We start from the raw sequence: 15,501 nt of genomic DNA, 5'->3' as shown, positions 1-15,501 counted from the left end.
GCCACCCCTCCCCGATCACCGCAGCCCTCCTCGGCGGTACGGCGACCAGGGCGAACCTTCGGGGCCGGGACGCCCAACGGCGTGACTCGCTACCCGCCCCGACCGCTGTCACTCACGGGCTCATCTATGTGCCCAACAGCCTCACTTATCACTTCGACAGTGTCAAGTCGGTAAGTGCTGAAGTAGTAACACCTTGCCGACCTACGTTCAGGTCGTGAAGCTCGTCGCCCTGGCAGACATCGCCACGATGCTCGGCGGCGTGTCGCGGACGAGGGCCGTGGAGATCGTTCGCCGGCCAGGCTTCCCCGAGCCGATCGATGTGGTGGGCAACGGCCGGATGCGCATTTGGAGCCGCGACGAGGTGGCGGCCTGGATCGCGGCCAACCGGCCGAGTCAGCGCGAGGACTAACCTCGCCGGGGTCGAGGCCCCGGCCGCCGCCGCGCCGGGGGCCGTCGGGAAGCGGTGGCTGCGGACCTGCTGCCGGCGCCACAGTTCACGTATCTCGTGTTCCTCCCCATTGCTCGCTGTTGCTGCTGCTGGTTAGCGTGATCAAATGGGCATGCCATCCGGGGAGTGTTTATGCCCAAGCAGCAGTACCAAGTTCTTGCCGACGAGCTACGAGCGAAGATTGAGTCTGGCGAGTGGCCACCGGGCACAAAGCTGCCCAGCCGCTCACAGCTCTGCCGCGAGTACGACGTCTCGGACACCGTCGTCGGCAAGGCGATGATGATCCTCCGTGCCACCGGGCTGACCGAGACCCTCGAAGGAGTCGGCGTGTTCGTGGCCGAACCAAAGTGACTGCGTGTCGGCGTTGGGCGGACAGGGGTGGCTCGGGCGGCCGTAGTTCATGATCAGGTGAGGCCTACGCACGTTAAAACGCGAAAATAACGTGCGTAGGCCTCACCTCGATAGCGTTCGGCAGGGCGCGGATGATCATCCGCGTCAGCCGGCGGTGTGTCGGTGGCCAGTTCGGTCTTCGCTGGTGGCCAGTTGGCGGGGATATTTCTGGCCGTAGATGACTATGACTACTCAGGGCCGACTACTCAGGGCCGTCCCTGCCCGTGCACCGGCCGAGCTATAACGACGTGGTGGAAACAAAGCCGACCCTTGTCGTCATCAGCGGACCACCCGGGGCTGGCAAGACGACGCTTGCCTACCTGCTCGCCCGGCGGATCGGCTGCCCGGCGATCTGCCGCGACGAGATCAAGGAGGGCATGGTCCACACTGCCGGCGGCATCATCGCCGCACCGAGCGACGAGCTGACCCTTCGAACCCTGCCCACCTTCTTCAACGTGCTGCGACTGCTGCTGACCGCTGGGGTCACCACGGTCACCGAGGCGGCTTTCCAGGACCGCCTGTGGCGGCCGGGCCTGCAGCCGTTGATCGGAATCGCCGACATCCGGGTGGTGCACTGCCGGGTCGCCGCGCAGACGGCCTTCGACCGCGTCCAGCGGCGGCAGGACGAAAACGCAACCCGGCGCGCCCACGCCGATACGTACCTCGGTGACCATCAGACCCATACTGTCGGCCACCACGGCTTCCAGCCCGTCCGACTCGACGTACCCGAGATCGAAGTGGACACCAACGACGGCTACCGTCCTGGGCTCGACGAGATCGTCGCTTTCGTGAACGCCGGACGGTGAGCCGACCGTGGTCCCATTCCGTCGTGGTCCTCGATCACGGCCAGGTGTCGGCGGTCGTGCCAGCTCGTCGGGTTGGTGGTACCGGTTGAGCTTGATGCCTCAGGTGCATCAAGATGCACCTGAGGCATCAAGCCTTGGGCGAGCACCTCGGGTCCAGAGGGAGTCAGCCGTCGCGTTTGGTGGTCCAGCGGAACGTGGTCAGGCAGAGCACCAGGCCGATGACGCACCAGATGGCCAGCACCAGCGCGACCATGCCCAGCTCGAACGAGCCGCCCGGCTCCTGCGTGCCGAAAGCCTCCGGCAGGAAGACCGAGCGCAGCCCCTGGCACATCCACTTGAGCGGGAACAGCGCGGCGATCTGCTGCATCCAGCCGGGCAGCGCGGTGAAGACGAAGAAGACGCCGGAGGTGAACTGCAGCACCAGCGACACCGGGGTGGCCACCGCCGAGGCGCTGCGGCCGCTGCGGGCCAGCGACGAGAACGCGATGCCGCACAGCGTGCAGGCGGTGATGCCGAGCACCGACACCCAGCCCAGGGTGAACCACTTGAACGCCGTGTCCGGCAGCTGCAGGTCGAACAGCAGGGTCGCAACGGCCAGCAGGAGCACCGTTTCGGCGAAGCCGATCACCGCCACCATGATGACCTTGCCGGCGAAGTAGACCCATTTCGGCATCGGGGTGCCGCGCAGCCGCTTGAGTACACCCCGGTCCCGCTCGATCGGGATCTGGATGGCCAGGCTCTGGAAGCCGACGGTCATCAGCCCGGTGGCGATCATGCCGGTGATGAAGTACTGGGTGAACCGGACACCGTCGGTGATCTCGCCGGTGAAGATCGACGCGAAGATCAGGATCATGATGACCGGGAAGGCCATCGTGAAGACGACCGACTCGCGGCTGCGCATGAACTGCCGGATCTCCAGCCGACCCTGCCGCAGCCCCAGCCGCGCCGGCCCGACCCGGGTGACGGCCGCCGAGGTGCCGGGGGCGCCGGCCGCTGGAGAGGTCACAGCGCCGGCGGTGCCGCCGGTGGTCGCGTTCACTTGTGTCCAATCATCCGCAGGTAGACGTCTTCCAGGGTGGGGCGGGTGACGGTCAGACCGGGCACCTCGCCGTCGAAGCGCGCGGCCAGCTCGGCGACCAGCTTCGTCGGCGTCGCGCTCTCCTCGCGATGCGCCGTCCCATCGGCGGTACGCCAGGCGACGGTGGCCAGGGCGTCCCGCCGACCACCCAGCTCGGCCGGGGGTGCCACCTCGACGAGCCGACCGGCGGCGATCACCCCGACCCGGTCGGCGAGGGCTTCGGCCTCGTCCAGGTAGTGGGTGGTCAGCAGGATGGTGGTGCCGGCACCGGCGAGTGACCGGATCAGCTCCCAGAACTCACGGCGGGCCTCCGGGTCGAAGCCGGTGGTCGGCTCGTCGAGGAAGAGCAGCTCCGGTCGGCCGACGATGCCGAGCGCCACGTCGAGGCGACGCTTCTGCCCGCCGGACAGCGTGTGGGTGCGGGCGCGGGCCTTGCCGGCGAGGCCGACCCGGTCGATCACCGCCGCCGGGTCGTCCGGTGTCGGGTAGAAGGCGGCGAAGTGGCCGACCACCTCGGCGACGGTCAGTTCGTCGAACTCGCCGGTGCCCTGCAGCACGATGCCGATCCGGGAGCGCCACTGCGGCGTACCAGGGTCGGGGTCGACGCCGAGCACCCGGACCTCGCCGGCGTCGCGGCGGCGGTAGCCCTCCAGGATCTCGACGGTGGTGGTCTTGCCAGCGCCGTTCGGGCCGAGCAGAGCGAACACCTCGCCGCGCCGCACGGTCAGGTCGACCCCGTCCACCGCCGGTGTCCCGGCGTACATCTTGCGCAGCCCGCGTACCTCGATGGCCGGCGCGTCCGCCGCCTTGTCGCTCATGGCGTCAACTATCGCCCCTGCCGTGCGGGGGAAGGCGCCCGGGTGTCGTGGTGGTGACGGACACCGCTGGCGGGCTGGACTGGGTTGGTTCGCCGGTGCTACGGTTCATTACACGAGTAATGAACCAGTGAACCAGAGGTGCTCCCGTGTTCGATGATCGAAGTCCGATCTATCAGCAGATAGCCGACAAGATCAAAAACGACATCCTGAGCGGGGCGCTGCAGGAGGGCGAGCAGGTCATGTCCACCAACCAGTACGCCAGCTACTACCGGATCAACCCCGCCACCGCCGCCAAGGGCTTCCACCAGCTCATCGACGAGGGCGTGCTGTTCAAGAAGCGGGGCATCGGCATGTTCGTCAGCCCCAACGCCCGCGAGACGCTGCGCGGCCAGCGCCGCGACCGGTTCTTCACCGAGGTTGTCGACCCGATGGTCACCGAGGCCCGGATCATCGGCATCCCGTTGACCGAGGTCGTCGCCCGCATTCAACACGCAGCAGAAGGGGAACACCAGTGACCGGCCTGGGCATCGAGACCCACGACCTCACCGTCCGCTACGGCGACACCGTCGCCGTCGACTCGCTCGACCTCACCCTCGCCCCGGGTAAGATCTACGGACTGCTCGGCCGCAACGGCTCCGGCAAGACCAGCCTGCTCGCCGTACTGGCCGCCTTCCGGACCGCCACCAGCGGCACGGCGCGCATCGGCGGCGCCGACCCGTTCGAGAACGCGGCGATCATGTCGCAGATCGCGTTCGTCCGGGACAAGGTCGACGCCCAGGACACCGACCGGGTCGGCTGCATCCTGGACCTCGCCGCGACACTGCGGCCCAACTGGGACGCCGACTACGCCGCCCGCCTGGTCGAGCGGTTCGACCTGCCGATGCGCAAGCGGCTCAACGGGCTGAGCCGGGGCATGAAGTCGGCGCTCAGCGTCACCCTCGGGCTGGCCGCCCGGGCACCGCTGACCATCTTCGACGAGGCATACCTCGGCCTCGACGCACCCAGCCGCTACGCCTTCTACGAGGAACTGCTCAACGACTACCTCGCGCACCCGCGCACCATCGTGCTCTCCACCCACCTGATCGAGGAGGTCGGGTCGCTGTTCGAGGAGGTGGTGGTGCTGCACCGGGGCCGGCTGGTCGCCCACGAGGAGACCGAGACGCTGCGGGCCCGGGGGACGGCGGTGACCGGCCCGGCCGCCGCCGTCGACGCGTTCGTCACCGGACGCACCGTGCTCGGCAGCCAGCAGCTCGGCGGCACCCGGTCCACCACCGTCTTCGGGGCCGTCGACGACGGCGACCGGGCCGCCGCCCGCGCCGCCGGCCTGGAGCTCGGCCCGATCGGGCTGCAGGACCTGTTCGTACACCTCACGGCGGACACCACGGACAAGGAGGCCCGGCGATGAACGCCACCGCCTGGAAGGTCACCCGTACGCTGCTGCGCCGGTCGCTGCCGCTGGCCGGGTGGTACTGGACGATCATCTACCTGGTCTGGGCCGTGGTCATCGGCCTGATCGCCCGGTTCGGCACGGTCGAGACGAGCATGTGGCAGAACATGGGCCTGCAGGCACCGCGCTGGTTCACCTTCGTGTTCGGCATCATCGCCGTCGGCACCTACCTGCCGATGTTCGTCGCCCACGGCGTCACCCGGCGGGACGCGCTGATCGGCTCCTGGGGCTTCCTCGTGCCGTACGCCCTCGGCTTCTCCACCCTGACGACGCTCGGCTTCGGCCTCGAATACCTGACCCTCGACGTCTTCGGTCTGCTCGACGGGCTCACCGAGCCGTACCTGGTCGGTTCGGCAGGCGACGCCGCCGCGATCTGGCTGGAGTACAGCCTGGTCAACCTGGGCTACATGGCGGCCGGGGTACTGACCGCGATCGTCTACCACCTGTTCAATCCCTGGTGGGGGACGTTGCTGCTGCCAGTGGTGCTGCTGCCGGCGTTCGTCGTCGAGATCGGCTTCCGTACCGAATGGACCGGGTTCGGCCTCGCCCGGATGCTCGGCCTTGACGACGAGGCACACGCTGGCACCGGGACGGCGATCGCGCTGCTGACCCTGCTGGTCGCCGGTGCCGTCACCTGGCTGCTGGTCCGCCGGCTGCCACTGAAGAAGATCTCCGGCTGAGGAGAGCTGAGGAGCGACGCCATGTCCGTCATCGAGATCGAGCATCTGCACAAGCGGTACGGCGACCTGGTCGCGGTGGACGACGTGTCGTTCACCGTCGATGAGGGGGAGATTTTCGGGATTCTCGGCCGTAACGGTGCCGGCAAGACCACCACTGTGGAGTGCGCGCTCGGGCTGCGCCGGCCGGACCGGGGCGCCGTACGGGTGCTCGGCCTGGACCCGCAGCGCGACGGTGCGCGGCTGCGCCAGCGTCTCGGGGCGCAGCTGCAGGAGAGCCAGCTGCCGGAGCGGATCAAGGTGTGGGAGGCGCTGGAGCTCTACAGCTCCTTCTACCGGCAGCCGGCCGACTGGCGGGAACTGCTCGACCTGCTCGGCCTGTCCGCTCGGCACGACGCCCGGTTCGGCCAGCTCTCCGGCGGGCAGAAGCAGCGCCTGTCCGTCGCCCTGGCCCTGGTCGGCGACCCGAAGGTGGCCTTCCTCGACGAGCTGACCACCGGGCTGGACCCGGCGGCCCGCCGGGACACCTGGGGACTTGTCGAATCGGTCCGCAACCGGGGCGTCACCCTGGTGCTGGTGACGCATCTGATGGAGGAGGCGGAGCGGCTCTGCGACCGGGTCGCGGTGATCGACGCCGGCCGGGTGGTCGCCCTCGACACCCCGGCCGGGCTGGCCGCCAGCGTCGACAGCGGGCAGCGGATCCGGTTCGTCCCGGACCGATCGCTCGACCTCGCCCTGCTGACCGAGCTGCCGCAGGTCACCGCCGCGACCATCGAAGGTCGTGAGGTCGTCGTCGACGGCGGTGCGGAGCTGTTCTTCGCCGTCGCGGCGGCGCTGTCCCGGCACGGCGTCACGCCACGCGAGCTGCGCCTGCAGCAGGCGACGTTGGACGACGCGTTCCTCGCCCTCACCGGAGGTGGCCGATGACCGCGCTACGCCGGCTCACCGTGATGGAGGTCAAACTGTTCCTGCGGGATCCGGCGGCGATCGTGATGTCGCTGGCCTTCCCGATGCTGCTGATCGTCGTGCTGGGTGTGGTGATGCCGGGCTTCCGTACCCCCGTTGCGGAGCTCGCCGGCCTGCGTCCGATCGACATCTACCTGCCGGTGGTGGTCGCGCTGGCGGTCGCCGGCGTCGCGATCAACTCCCTGCCGACGACGATGGCCGGGTACCGGGAACGCGGGGTGCTGCGCCGGATGGCCACCACCCCGGTACGCCCGACGAAGCTGCTCGGTGCCCAGCTGCTGGTCTCGGTGGCCGCGACGACGCTCGCGGTCGGTCTGGCCGTCGCCGCGGCGGCGGTCGCGTTCCGGGTGCCGCTGCCCGAGCACCCGGTGAGCTTCCTCGGCGTGTTCCTGCTCGGCGGGGCGGCCACCTTCACGGTCGGGTTGCTGATCGCGGCGCTGGCGTCGACCGGACGGGCGGCGAACGCCATCGGCATGCTGGTCTACTTCCCGATGCTGTTCTTCGCCGGGGTGTGGACCCCGGGGCCGATGATGCCCGAAACGATCCGCCGGCTGAGCGACCTCACCCCGCTCGGCGCACTGAGCCAGGCGTTGCAGGCCAGCTGGGCCGGGCAGGCGGTTCGTCCGCTGCACCTGCTGGTGATGGTCGGCTACCTGGCGGTGGTCGGTGCCCTGGCGGCCCGCTTGTTCCGCTGGCGGTGAGGCGCTGCGATGTGCGGCCCGGGATGTCCGGTCAGACCCGGTATCCGGCGGCCCGGGCCGCCCGCCGCTCCCGGCGGCGCTGCCGGGCCCGGCGGATCAGCAGCGGCCCGCCGATCAGCAATGCCACCAGGAAGACCAGCACCAGGACGGGCAGCAGGATCGCGACGACCGACATCACCACGCTGGTCGCGTCCTCGGCAGTGCTCGCCACCGGCGCGCCGATCCCGGCGGTGGCGGTGTTGATCACCGGTCGGGCGGTCGCCTTGAGTAGATGTATGCCGAGCGCGATCAGCACACCGACCAGCACCGGAACCCACTGGTCCGAGGAGAAGAACTCCCCGGGGTCGCTGACCGTCACTGTTTCCGACGCCGACCCCGCTCCGAACGCCAGTCCGCCGGCGGTCGGCCGGACGACCGTCTGCACCACGTCGTTGACGTGGTCGACGACCGGCACCTTGTCGGCGACGACCTCGACAACCAGCAGGACGGTGAGGATGCCCAGCACCCATTCGTCGGACATCCACTGCCAGCCGTCCGGCAGCGTGATCAGGCTGGTGTAGCGGGCGAGCACGCCGACAGTCAGCAGTGGAATGTAGGCGTTGAGCCCCGCGGACGCGGCCAGCCCGGTCCCGGTCAGCAGTTCGAACACGTCACCAGGATCGCACCGCCGCGCCAGCCCTGCGCGGTACGCGGGCACCGCTGGCGCTACCCTCGTCGGGTGCGGCTGGTGATTGCTCGATGCTCGGTGGACTATGTCGGTCGGCTCTCGGCACATCTGCCGCCGGCCACCCGGCTGTTGATGGTCAAAGCGGACGGATCGGTCTCGATTCACGCCGACGACCGGGCGTACAAGCCGCTGAACTGGATGAGCCCACCATGCCGGCTGGAGGAGACGCCGGGTATGTGGCGGGTGGTCAACAAGGCCGGCGAGGAGCTGCGGATCACCCTGGAGGAGATTCTTCAGGAGATGTCGTACGACCTGGGTGTCGACCCCGGTCTGCGCAAGGACGGGGTGGAGGCGCATCTCCAGGAACTGCTCGCCGCCAACCCGACCACCTTCGGTGACGATTTCACCCTGGTGCGGCGGGAGTACATGACCGCGATCGGCCCGGTGGACCTGCTCTGTCGCGATGGTGCGGCGAGCGTCGCGGTCGAGGTGAAGCGGCGGGGCGAGATCGACGGTGTCGAGCAGCTGACCCGCTACCTCGAACTGCTCAACCGGGATCCGCTGCTGGCGCCGGTGACCGGCATCTTCGCTGCGCAGGAGATCAAACCGCAGGCCCGGGTGCTGGCCGAGGACCGTGGTATCCGGTGCGTGGTGGTCGACTACGACAAGCTGCGCGGCATCGAACGGGACGAACTCACCCTGTTCTGACCAGCCCGAAGTTTGACCAGCTCCGACACTGAGTATTCTGGAGTTCGCCGATGGGTGTGCGCAACCAGCAGCGTCGAGCCGCCAAGAAGAAGGTCAGGGAGCAGCGGCAACGCCAACGGGCGCAGGCCGCCGGCGCGGCCTACCCCGACGGGTTCGGTTTCTACCAGCCACCGACCGAGGCGCAGCGGGTCGACGAGCTGCTGCGTAGGGCGGCCCGAATGGTGACGGCCGACCGACCGGACGACCTCGACGAGTGCGTGGCCGCGCTGGTCGCAGCCGACGACCGGCTGGTGGACCAGGCGGTTGACGAGGCGTTGCGGCAGGTGGCCGCCGGGCTGTGGGGCCACGGCTGGATGCCGGCCGACGTGCTGCGGGTGGCCGGCCGGGAGCTCGGCAAGCGGGCGGTGAGCCTGACCGCCGGGTACGTCGCGGCGCAGCTGCGCGGATACGCGCCTGCGACGGTCGCCGACCGCTGGCACCGCCAACTGCGTGATCTCGACCTCGACGTGTGGGGTGCTGCTCCGCCAGACCACCGGCTGACCGCCTGGGCGGCCGGAGCCAAGCTGGACCGGTCCGCTGCCGTGCTGCTCGCGGTGCGAGTGGCCGGGCTGCTGATCGGCCTGCCGAGACTGGAGCTGGTGGCCCCCCTGCCCGGCACGGTCCGCCCCGGCGACGACGGGCCGCAGCGCCAGCGGCCGACCGCTGCGGCCCAGTCCGCGACCGAGGACGTGGACGAGCGGCAGCTCGGCCGGATCCGGGCGTTGCTGGCCAAGGCCGAGTCGACCGAGTTCGCGGAGGAGGCCGAAGCACTGTCGGCCAAGGCCCAGGAGCTGATGACCCGGCACCGCATCGACCATGCGCTGCTCGCCGCGCAGCAGCCCGGTGCCGGCGGGCCGCAGGCCGACCCGGTGGCCGTACGGATCGGCCTGGAGGCACCGTACGAGCAGGCCAAGGCGTTGCTGCTGCAGCAGGTCGCCGAGGCGAACGGCTGCCGGTCGGTGTGGTCAAACAATCTCGGCTTCGCCACCGTCGTCGGGTTCGCCGCCGACTGCGAGTCGGTCGAGTTGCTGCACACCTCGCTGCTGGTACAGGCCACCGCGGCGATGCTGCGCAACGGCCCGCAGCGTGGCCGGGGCGGGCAGTCGACCACCCGGTCGTTCCGCCAGTCCTTCCTGGAGGCCTACGCGGTGCGGATCGGGCAGCGGTTGCGTACCGCCGCCGACGACGTCGGCCGGGAGGCGGCCGCGCGGACCGGCACCGCGCTGGTTCCGGTGCTGGCGGCCCGCGACGAGCAGGTGGACCGGGCCACCGAGCGGCTCTTCCCGACGGTGACCAGCCGGTCGATCGCCGGCCACAACCGGGCCGGGTGGATCGCCGGCACCACCGCCGCCGACCAGGCCAGCCTCGGCGCGCACCAGCCGATCGCCGGCTGACCCGCGATCAGTCGCGGCCGTACCGCAGCTTGACCACCTTGACGATACGGGCCAGGTCGGTCGGGGTCCGCTCGAACGTCATCGTCGGTAGCACCGACGGTGCCCGGCGTCGGGTGATCGCCTTCGACCGGGAGAACTCCCGCAGCCCGTCCTCACCGTGCACCCGGCCGAAACCCGAGTCACCAATCCCACCGAACGGCAGCTCACTGAACCCGACGAAGGTGAGCACCGAGTTGATCGACACCATTCCACTGCGGACCCGGCGGGCGACGGCGATCCCCCGCCGCTTGCCGAAGACCGCGCCGCCCAACCCGTAGCGGGTGTCGTTGGCCGCAGCGATCGCCTCATCGATGGTCCCGACCCGGTGGATCGTGACGGTCGGTCCGAAGGTCTCCTCACGGACGGCGGCGCAGTCGGGCGGCACGTCGACCAGGACGGTCGGATGCACGTACGGCGGCTGCACCGCGGCTGCACCGCCGAGTACCGCCCGCCCACCAGCGGCCAGCGCGTCGTTGACGTGCCGTCGGATGACGTCGAGCTGGCCGGGCACGGCGATCGGCCCGACCTGGTCATCCGGCCCGCTACCGACAGTCAGTCGGCCGGCCCGGTCCACCACCGCGGTGACGAACGCGTCGTACACCGGGGCCAGCGCGTACACCCGCTCGATGCCGATGCAGCTCTGCCCGGCGTTGGTCATCGCTCCCCAGACGCAGGCCTCCGCCGCCGCATCGATGTCGGCGTCGTCGTCGACGATCATCGCGTCCTTGCCGCCGGCCTCGATCACCACCGGGGTGAGTGTCTCGGCGCAGGCCGCCATGACCAGGCGGCCGGTCCGTGGTGAGCCGGTGAACGAGAGCTTGTCCACACCGGACCGGCACAACGCGTCGCCGACGTCGCCAAGCCCGTGCACGGCGGTCAGGACCGATTCCGCGCCGACCGCCTCGGTGAGCGTGTCGACCAGCCACTGTCCGGTCACCGGGGTGTACTCGCTGGGCTTGAAGACCACCGTGTTGCCGGCGGCCAGCGCGTACGCAATCGGGCCGATCGGAATGAGCACCGGGTAGTTCCACGCGCCGATCACCCCGATCACGCCGAGCGGCTGGTACTCCAGGTGACCGCTGAACTCGGCGGTGATCAGCCGGGTGCGGGTCCGCCGGACCCCGAGCACCCGCCTGGCGTGCTGGGCCGCCCAGTCGATGTGTTCGATCGCGGCGGCGATCTCGACGACCGCCTCGGCCACCGGCTTGCCACACTCCCGGTTGACCAGATCGGCGAGTTCGGTGATCCGGGTGGCGAGCAGCGACCGCCAGCGCAGCAGCCGGCGGCGGCGTTGCGCGTGGCCGATTCCGACCCACCAGTCGGCAGCGGTCCGGGCCGCCGCCACCGCCGCCGCGACCTGATCGCGGTCGGCGATCCGGACCCGGCCCACCTGCGCACCGGTCGCCGGGTGGCAGGAGAGAAGGTGCCCGTCGTCGACCACCGGTCGGCTCGGGTTCCGTACCACCGTCACCATGGCCTCCTCCACACAGCTGCGGCTGCGCACCGGCCCCGGATCGCTCCGCCTGCCCGCCGCGCAGTATTGTCCGAGGTTAGCCGTGAAGGGTACTCGCGGGTAGCGAGACTTCGATTCTTGGCGATGTAATGACAGCCTTGGCCACCTGGCGTCAGGGCGGGTGTCCGGTTGTCGCGGACCACCGTCGAACCGGTGGCGCGGACCTGACCCGGCCGGCGGCCAACACCGGACAAGGGACCATGTCCCGGGTCGGCGCGAGCTGGCAGGCTGCAACGGGTGGCGCGACGTGCGTCGCTGTCGAGGGGGGAAGGCACTTCACCAGCTGATGTCCGAACACCAGTCGCTGCTACCTCTCCTACAGGTGATAACCGGCCCGACTCCGGGGGCCAGCTACCGGCTGTCGCCCGGGGAACGGGTGATCGGTCGGGACGCCGGCCTGGACATCACCATCGACGACATCAAGGTCAGCCGGTGCCACGCGGTGCTAACCGCCGGTGGCGGCCGTACGGTGCTGACCGACCAGGAGTCGACGAACGGCACCTGGGTCAACGATCTGCGGATCCGGCAGCCGACCGAGCTGCGCGACGGTGACCGGATCCGGATCGGTGGCGCGGAACTGCGGTTCTACGATCCGGCCTCGGCGCTCACCGATCCGGTCGGCACCCGGATCCCCCGGCCGGCCACGGCGGCGCTGCCCGGCGCACCGGTGCGGCCGACCACCGGACCGGGTTCCCCGCTGCATACCGTGCTCGGCGAGCCCACCCAGCCGATGCGGCCCCGCCGTCGGCCCAGCACGCTGCTGATGGCCGGGCTGGCCGGGGTCTTCCTGGTCGGCTGGTTGACCTGGCTGGTCGTGGTGCTCTCCTGAACGACGCCGGTCGTGGTGCTCCTGAACGACGGTGTGGCGGTTCGTGGCAGACTCGCGTCGCACCAGGGCCGGCGCAGGTGACGGACGGAGACCAGATGGCGCGCGAGTTCAACACCGTGGGAGTGGTGGGGCTCGGCACGATGGGTGCCGGGATTGTCGAGGTCTTCGCCCGCAACGGCGTCGACGTGGTCGCCGTCGAGGTGGACGGGGCGGCGCTGGACAAGGGCCGGGCCAACCTGACGGCGTCCACCGACCGGGCCGTCGCCCGCGGCAAACTCGATCCGGCCGACCGGGACGCACTGCACGCCCGGGTGACCTTCGCGGTCGGACTCGACGCACTCCGCGACGTCGACCTTGCCGTCGAGGCGGTCCCGGAGCGGCTCGATCTCAAGCAACGCCTGCTGGCCGAGCTCGATCGGGTGTGCCCACCGGGGGCCGTCCTGGCGACCAACACCTCGTCGTTGAGCGTCACCGAGATCGCTGTCGCCACCGAACGTCCCGGCCAGGTGATCGGGCTGCACTTCTTCAACCCGGCACCGGTGATGCGGTTGGTCGAGGTGATCAGCACCGTGGTGACCGCGCCGGAGGTGGCCCGCGACGTCCAGTCGCTCTGCGTCCGGCTCGGCAAGGTCGGGGTGAGCGTCACCGACCGCGCCGGCTTCATCGCCAACGCGCTGTTGTTCGGGTACCTCAACCAGGCGGTCGGGATGTACGAGGCCGGGTACGCCAGCCGGGAGGACATCGACGCCGCCATGCAGCAGGGCCACGGCCTGCCGATGGGCCCGTTGACGCTGCTCGACCTGATCGGCCTGGATACCGCGTACCAGGTGCTGGAGACGATGTACCAGCGTGGTGGCCACGACCGCCGGCACGCGGCCGCGCCGCTGCTGCGGCAGATGGTCACCGCCGGGCTGCTCGGCCGCAAGTCCGGCCGGGGGTTCTACACCTACCAGGCACCGGGCTCGTCGCGGCTCGCCCCGGACGACCTCAGCCCGGTGGCCGGCGCTGAGGCCGCTGAGCCGGCACCCCGTACGGTCGGGGTGGTCGGGTCGGGCAGCGCCGCGACCGACGTCGCGGACGTCCTCACCGCCGCCGGAGTCGACGTCGTCGCGGTGGCCGACCCCGGTGGCGTCCCGGCGGCCGACCACCACCACCAGGCCGTGCGTGACCTGGCCGCCGTCGACCTGGTGGTGGTGGTCGGCCCGTCGACGGCACCGGTGATCGACGTGGCGATGGCCACCGGCCGGCCGGCCGACGTGGTCGGACTGCACTTCGTTGGCGGTACGGCGGCGCGGGCCCGCCTGGTCGAGGTGGTGCGTACCGTCCGGACCTCGCCGAGCGCGGTGCGGGCCGCGCACCAACTCTGCGCGGCACTCGGTAGGACCGCGGTGACCTGCGGCGACCGCGCCGGCTTCATCGCCGACGCGTTGCTGCTGCCGTACCTCAACGACGCGGTCCGGATGCTGGAGAGCAACTATTCGACGGCGGACGACATCGACGCGGCGATGAAGCTCGGCTGTGGCTATCCCGCCGGGCCGTTCGAGCTGCTCGACACCGTCGGCCTGGACGTGGCGTTGGCCGTCCAGACCGCCATCCACCGGGAGCTGCCCGAGCCGGGTCTGGCACCCGCTCCACTGCTGCGCAACCTGGTGACCGCCGGTCGGCTCGGCCGCCGCACCGGTGGCGGGTTCCGCGACCACGCCGGCTGAGCAGGGCGCCGCACCGGCGACGTACCCTTGCGATCATGAGTCCGCGCCGCAACCGCCCGACCCGCCGGTCCGCCGGTCGCGCCGGCCACGGCGATCCCGGCCAGCCCGAGCCGGTCGACCCGGAGCGGGTGCGCCGGGGCGTCGCCGCCGTGCAGTCGTTCAGCGACGGCGACTGGATGGTGCGGTCGGTGCCCGGTCCGGCGGCGACCAAGACATACCGTTGTCCGGGCTGCGTGCAGGAGATCCGGCCGGGCGTGCCGCACGTGGTCGCCTGGCCGGCGGACGGCCGGGGCGACCTGACCGACCGGCGGCACTGGCACTCCGGCTGCTGGCGGGCCCGCGAGCAGCGGCGGCCGGCGGTCGAGCGATCCCGCTCCGCGCCCCGCTACGGCTGATCCCCGACGGGCCGGCTGGTCAGGGCAGTGCGAGACTGGCCGGGTGAGCGAGCCGATCAGGTCCATGTCGATCCTGCCCGCCGAGCGCCGCGACATCGAGCTGCACACCGCCGACGGGCTCACCCTCGTCGGTGAGCTGGCGTTGCCAGCCGATCGTCCGCCGGTCGCCACGCTGGTCTGCCTGCATCCGCTGCCCACCCACGGCGGGATGATGGACAGCCACGTGTTCCGCAAGGCCGCCTGGCGGCTGCCGGCGCTGGCCGACGTGGCCGTGCTCCGGTTCAACACCCGGGGCACCAGCAGCGAGCGCGGCACCAGCGGCGGCAGCTTCGACTCGGCCGAAGGGGAGCGGTTCGACGTCGCGGCGGCGATCGAGTACGCCGAGTTCGCCGAGCTGCCCAGGATCTGGCTGCTCGGCTGGTCGTTCGGCACCGACCTGGCGCTGCGCTACGGCTGCGACCCGGCGGTCGAGGGCGCGATCCTGTTGTCGCCGCCGCTGCGCTTCGCCACCGACGCCGACCTGGCCACCTGGTCGGCGTCCGGCAAGCCACTGACCGCGCTGGTCCCGGAGCTGGACGACTACCTGCGGCCGGACGAGGCGGCCCGGCGGTTCGCCGCGGTCGGTCAGGCGGAGGTGGTCGGGGTCGCAGGAGCCCGCCATCTCTGGGTCGGCCAGGTGGAGCGGGTGCTCGACGAGGTGGTCCGCCGGGTCGCGCCGCAGATCACGGTGCCGCTGCCGACCAGCTGGGACGGCCCGATGCAGTACGGCGACGCCAACGCGTACGCCGACCGGACGGTGGCGGCGTTCGCCGACGTCCCGGTCGCCGGACCAGCGCAGCGGCAGGCCGACGACGGATGACCGCACAGGTGCGGCCGA

The 15,501-nt window shown here is 70.8% G+C and carries 18 protein-coding genes; 14 read left to right on the top strand and 4 right to left on the bottom strand.

Annotation, left to right across the window (positions count from 1 at the left end; genetic code table 11):
• Positions 1–214 precede the first annotated feature (214 nt).
• The 3 genes from O7621_RS28705 to O7621_RS28695 all read left to right on the top strand — a co-directional run bounded on the left by O7621_RS28705 (position 215) and on the right by O7621_RS28695 (position 1,644).
• The gene (locus O7621_RS28705) at positions 215–409 is read left to right on the top strand and encodes a hypothetical protein (protein WP_278171167.1); all 195 of its coding nucleotides are present in this window, start codon (positions 215–217) and stop codon (positions 407–409) included.
• 171 nt (positions 410–580) lie between these two features.
• A complete protein-coding gene (locus O7621_RS28700; RefSeq protein ID WP_281551357.1) occupies positions 581–799 on the top strand; it encodes a winged helix-turn-helix domain-containing protein in 219 nt (72 codons plus the stop codon).
• A 290-nt stretch (positions 800–1,089) separates the two neighbouring features.
• Entirely contained in the window at positions 1,090–1,644 is a 555-nt protein-coding gene (locus O7621_RS28695; protein ID WP_282232094.1) for an AAA family ATPase, read from the top strand.
• 163 nt (positions 1,645–1,807) lie between these two features.
• Here the strand turns inward: O7621_RS28695 and O7621_RS28690 are convergent, their stop codons facing one another.
• Positions 1,808–2,650, bottom strand: coding sequence for an ABC transporter permease (locus O7621_RS28690; protein WP_282234779.1), 843 nt, complete (start codon positions 2,648–2,650; stop codon positions 1,808–1,810).
• Positions 2,651–2,679: 29 nt separating this feature from the next.
• Complete coding sequence (locus O7621_RS28685; RefSeq protein WP_282232093.1) at positions 2,680–3,540, bottom strand: ABC transporter ATP-binding protein; 861 nt, start codon at positions 3,538–3,540, stop codon at positions 2,680–2,682.
• 146 nt (positions 3,541–3,686) lie between these two features.
• On the opposite strand from O7621_RS28685, the gene O7621_RS28680 reads away from it, so the two are divergent.
• From O7621_RS28680 to O7621_RS28660, 5 genes are read left to right on the top strand one after another with little or no spacing between them, the layout of a single operon-like run.
• Positions 3,687–4,055, top strand: a complete 369-nt coding sequence (locus tag O7621_RS28680) for a GntR family transcriptional regulator (protein ID WP_282232092.1) — start codon at positions 3,687–3,689, stop codon at positions 4,053–4,055.
• Positions 4,052–4,945, top strand: a complete 894-nt coding sequence (locus tag O7621_RS28675; RefSeq protein ID WP_282232091.1) for an ABC transporter ATP-binding protein — start codon at positions 4,052–4,054, stop codon at positions 4,943–4,945. Before O7621_RS28680 ends, O7621_RS28675 begins: the two co-directional genes overlap by 4 nt.
• Positions 4,942–5,667, top strand: a complete 726-nt coding sequence (locus O7621_RS28670) for a hypothetical protein (RefSeq protein ID WP_282232090.1) — start codon at positions 4,942–4,944, stop codon at positions 5,665–5,667. The genes O7621_RS28675 and O7621_RS28670 overlap by 4 nt, the downstream gene beginning before the upstream one ends.
• 21 nt (positions 5,668–5,688) lie before the next feature.
• Positions 5,689–6,591 (top strand): ABC transporter ATP-binding protein, encoded by a 903-nt coding sequence (locus tag O7621_RS28665; RefSeq protein WP_282232089.1) that lies wholly within the window; start codon positions 5,689–5,691, stop codon positions 6,589–6,591.
• The gene (locus O7621_RS28660; RefSeq protein WP_282232088.1) at positions 6,588–7,331 is read left to right on the top strand and encodes an ABC transporter permease; all 744 of its coding nucleotides are present in this window, start codon (positions 6,588–6,590) and stop codon (positions 7,329–7,331) included. The genes O7621_RS28665 and O7621_RS28660 overlap by 4 nt, the downstream gene beginning before the upstream one ends.
• Positions 7,332–7,362: 31 nt before the next feature.
• Here the strand turns inward: O7621_RS28660 and O7621_RS28655 are convergent, their stop codons facing one another.
• The gene (locus tag O7621_RS28655) at positions 7,363–7,980 is read right to left on the bottom strand and encodes a DUF4126 domain-containing protein (RefSeq protein ID WP_282232087.1); all 618 of its coding nucleotides are present in this window, start codon (positions 7,978–7,980) and stop codon (positions 7,363–7,365) included.
• A gap of 69 nt (positions 7,981–8,049) precedes the next feature.
• Here O7621_RS28655 and nucS point away from each other — a divergent pair, with 69 nt between their 5' ends.
• Both nucS and O7621_RS28645 read left to right on the top strand, forming a co-directional pair.
• Positions 8,050–8,706: an endonuclease NucS gene (nucS, locus tag O7621_RS28650; protein ID WP_278171154.1), complete on the top strand. Its 657-nt coding sequence runs from the start codon at positions 8,050–8,052 to the stop codon at positions 8,704–8,706.
• 50 nt (positions 8,707–8,756) lie between these two features.
• Positions 8,757–10,139 (top strand): DUF2786 domain-containing protein, encoded by a 1,383-nt coding sequence (locus O7621_RS28645; RefSeq protein WP_282232086.1) that lies wholly within the window; start codon positions 8,757–8,759, stop codon positions 10,137–10,139.
• Between the two features lie 7 nt (positions 10,140–10,146).
• Here O7621_RS28645 and O7621_RS28640 read toward each other — a convergent pair whose 3' ends face one another.
• Positions 10,147–11,649: an aldehyde dehydrogenase family protein gene (locus O7621_RS28640; protein WP_282232085.1), complete on the bottom strand. Its 1,503-nt coding sequence runs from the start codon at positions 11,647–11,649 to the stop codon at positions 10,147–10,149.
• Between the two features lie 328 nt (positions 11,650–11,977).
• Between O7621_RS28640 and O7621_RS28635 the strand changes: the two genes are divergently transcribed.
• From O7621_RS28635 to O7621_RS28620, 4 genes are all read left to right on the top strand, one after another.
• Complete coding sequence (locus O7621_RS28635) at positions 11,978–12,520, top strand: FHA domain-containing protein (protein WP_282232084.1); 543 nt, start codon at positions 11,978–11,980, stop codon at positions 12,518–12,520.
• A gap of 95 nt (positions 12,521–12,615) precedes the next feature.
• Entirely contained in the window at positions 12,616–14,229 is a 1,614-nt protein-coding gene (locus O7621_RS28630; RefSeq protein ID WP_282232083.1) for a 3-hydroxyacyl-CoA dehydrogenase, read from the top strand.
• Between the two features lie 35 nt (positions 14,230–14,264).
• Entirely contained in the window at positions 14,265–14,624 is a 360-nt protein-coding gene (locus tag O7621_RS28625; RefSeq protein WP_278171146.1) for a hypothetical protein, read from the top strand.
• A gap of 43 nt (positions 14,625–14,667) precedes the next feature.
• Positions 14,668–15,483, top strand: a complete 816-nt coding sequence (locus tag O7621_RS28620; protein WP_282232082.1) for an alpha/beta hydrolase — start codon at positions 14,668–14,670, stop codon at positions 15,481–15,483.
• Positions 15,484–15,501: the final 18 nt, after the last annotated feature.

Origin of the sequence: Solwaraspora sp. WMMD937 (assembly GCF_029581175.1) — a bacterium.
Classification (GTDB): Bacteria; Actinomycetota; Actinomycetes; order Mycobacteriales; family Micromonosporaceae; genus Micromonospora_E.
This window is presented reverse-complemented; position numbering and strand designations above follow the sequence as displayed.

Bases quoted from the DNA above. Each gene is read 5' to 3' on its own strand.
- O7621_RS28700 (WP_281551357.1), top strand. From the start codon at position 581: ATGCCCAAGCAGCAGTACCAAGTTCTTGCCGACGAGCTACGAGCGAAG.
- O7621_RS28685 (WP_282232093.1), bottom strand. From the start codon at position 3,540: ATGAGCGACAAGGCGGCGGACGCGCCGGCCATCGAGGTACGCGGGCTG.
- O7621_RS28670 (WP_282232090.1), top strand. From the start codon at position 4,942: ATGAACGCCACCGCCTGGAAGGTCACCCGTACGCTGCTGCGCCGGTCG.
- O7621_RS28665 (WP_282232089.1), top strand. From the start codon at position 5,689: ATGTCCGTCATCGAGATCGAGCATCTGCACAAGCGGTACGGCGACCTG.
- O7621_RS28660 (WP_282232088.1), top strand. From the start codon at position 6,588: ATGACCGCGCTACGCCGGCTCACCGTGATGGAGGTCAAACTGTTCCTG.
- O7621_RS28645 (WP_282232086.1), top strand. From the start codon at position 8,757: ATGGGTGTGCGCAACCAGCAGCGTCGAGCCGCCAAGAAGAAGGTCAGG.
- O7621_RS28635 (WP_282232084.1), top strand. From the start codon at position 11,978: ATGTCCGAACACCAGTCGCTGCTACCTCTCCTACAGGTGATAACCGGC.
- O7621_RS28630 (WP_282232083.1), top strand. From the start codon at position 12,616: ATGGCGCGCGAGTTCAACACCGTGGGAGTGGTGGGGCTCGGCACGATG.
- O7621_RS28625 (WP_278171146.1), top strand. From the start codon at position 14,265: ATGAGTCCGCGCCGCAACCGCCCGACCCGCCGGTCCGCCGGTCGCGCC.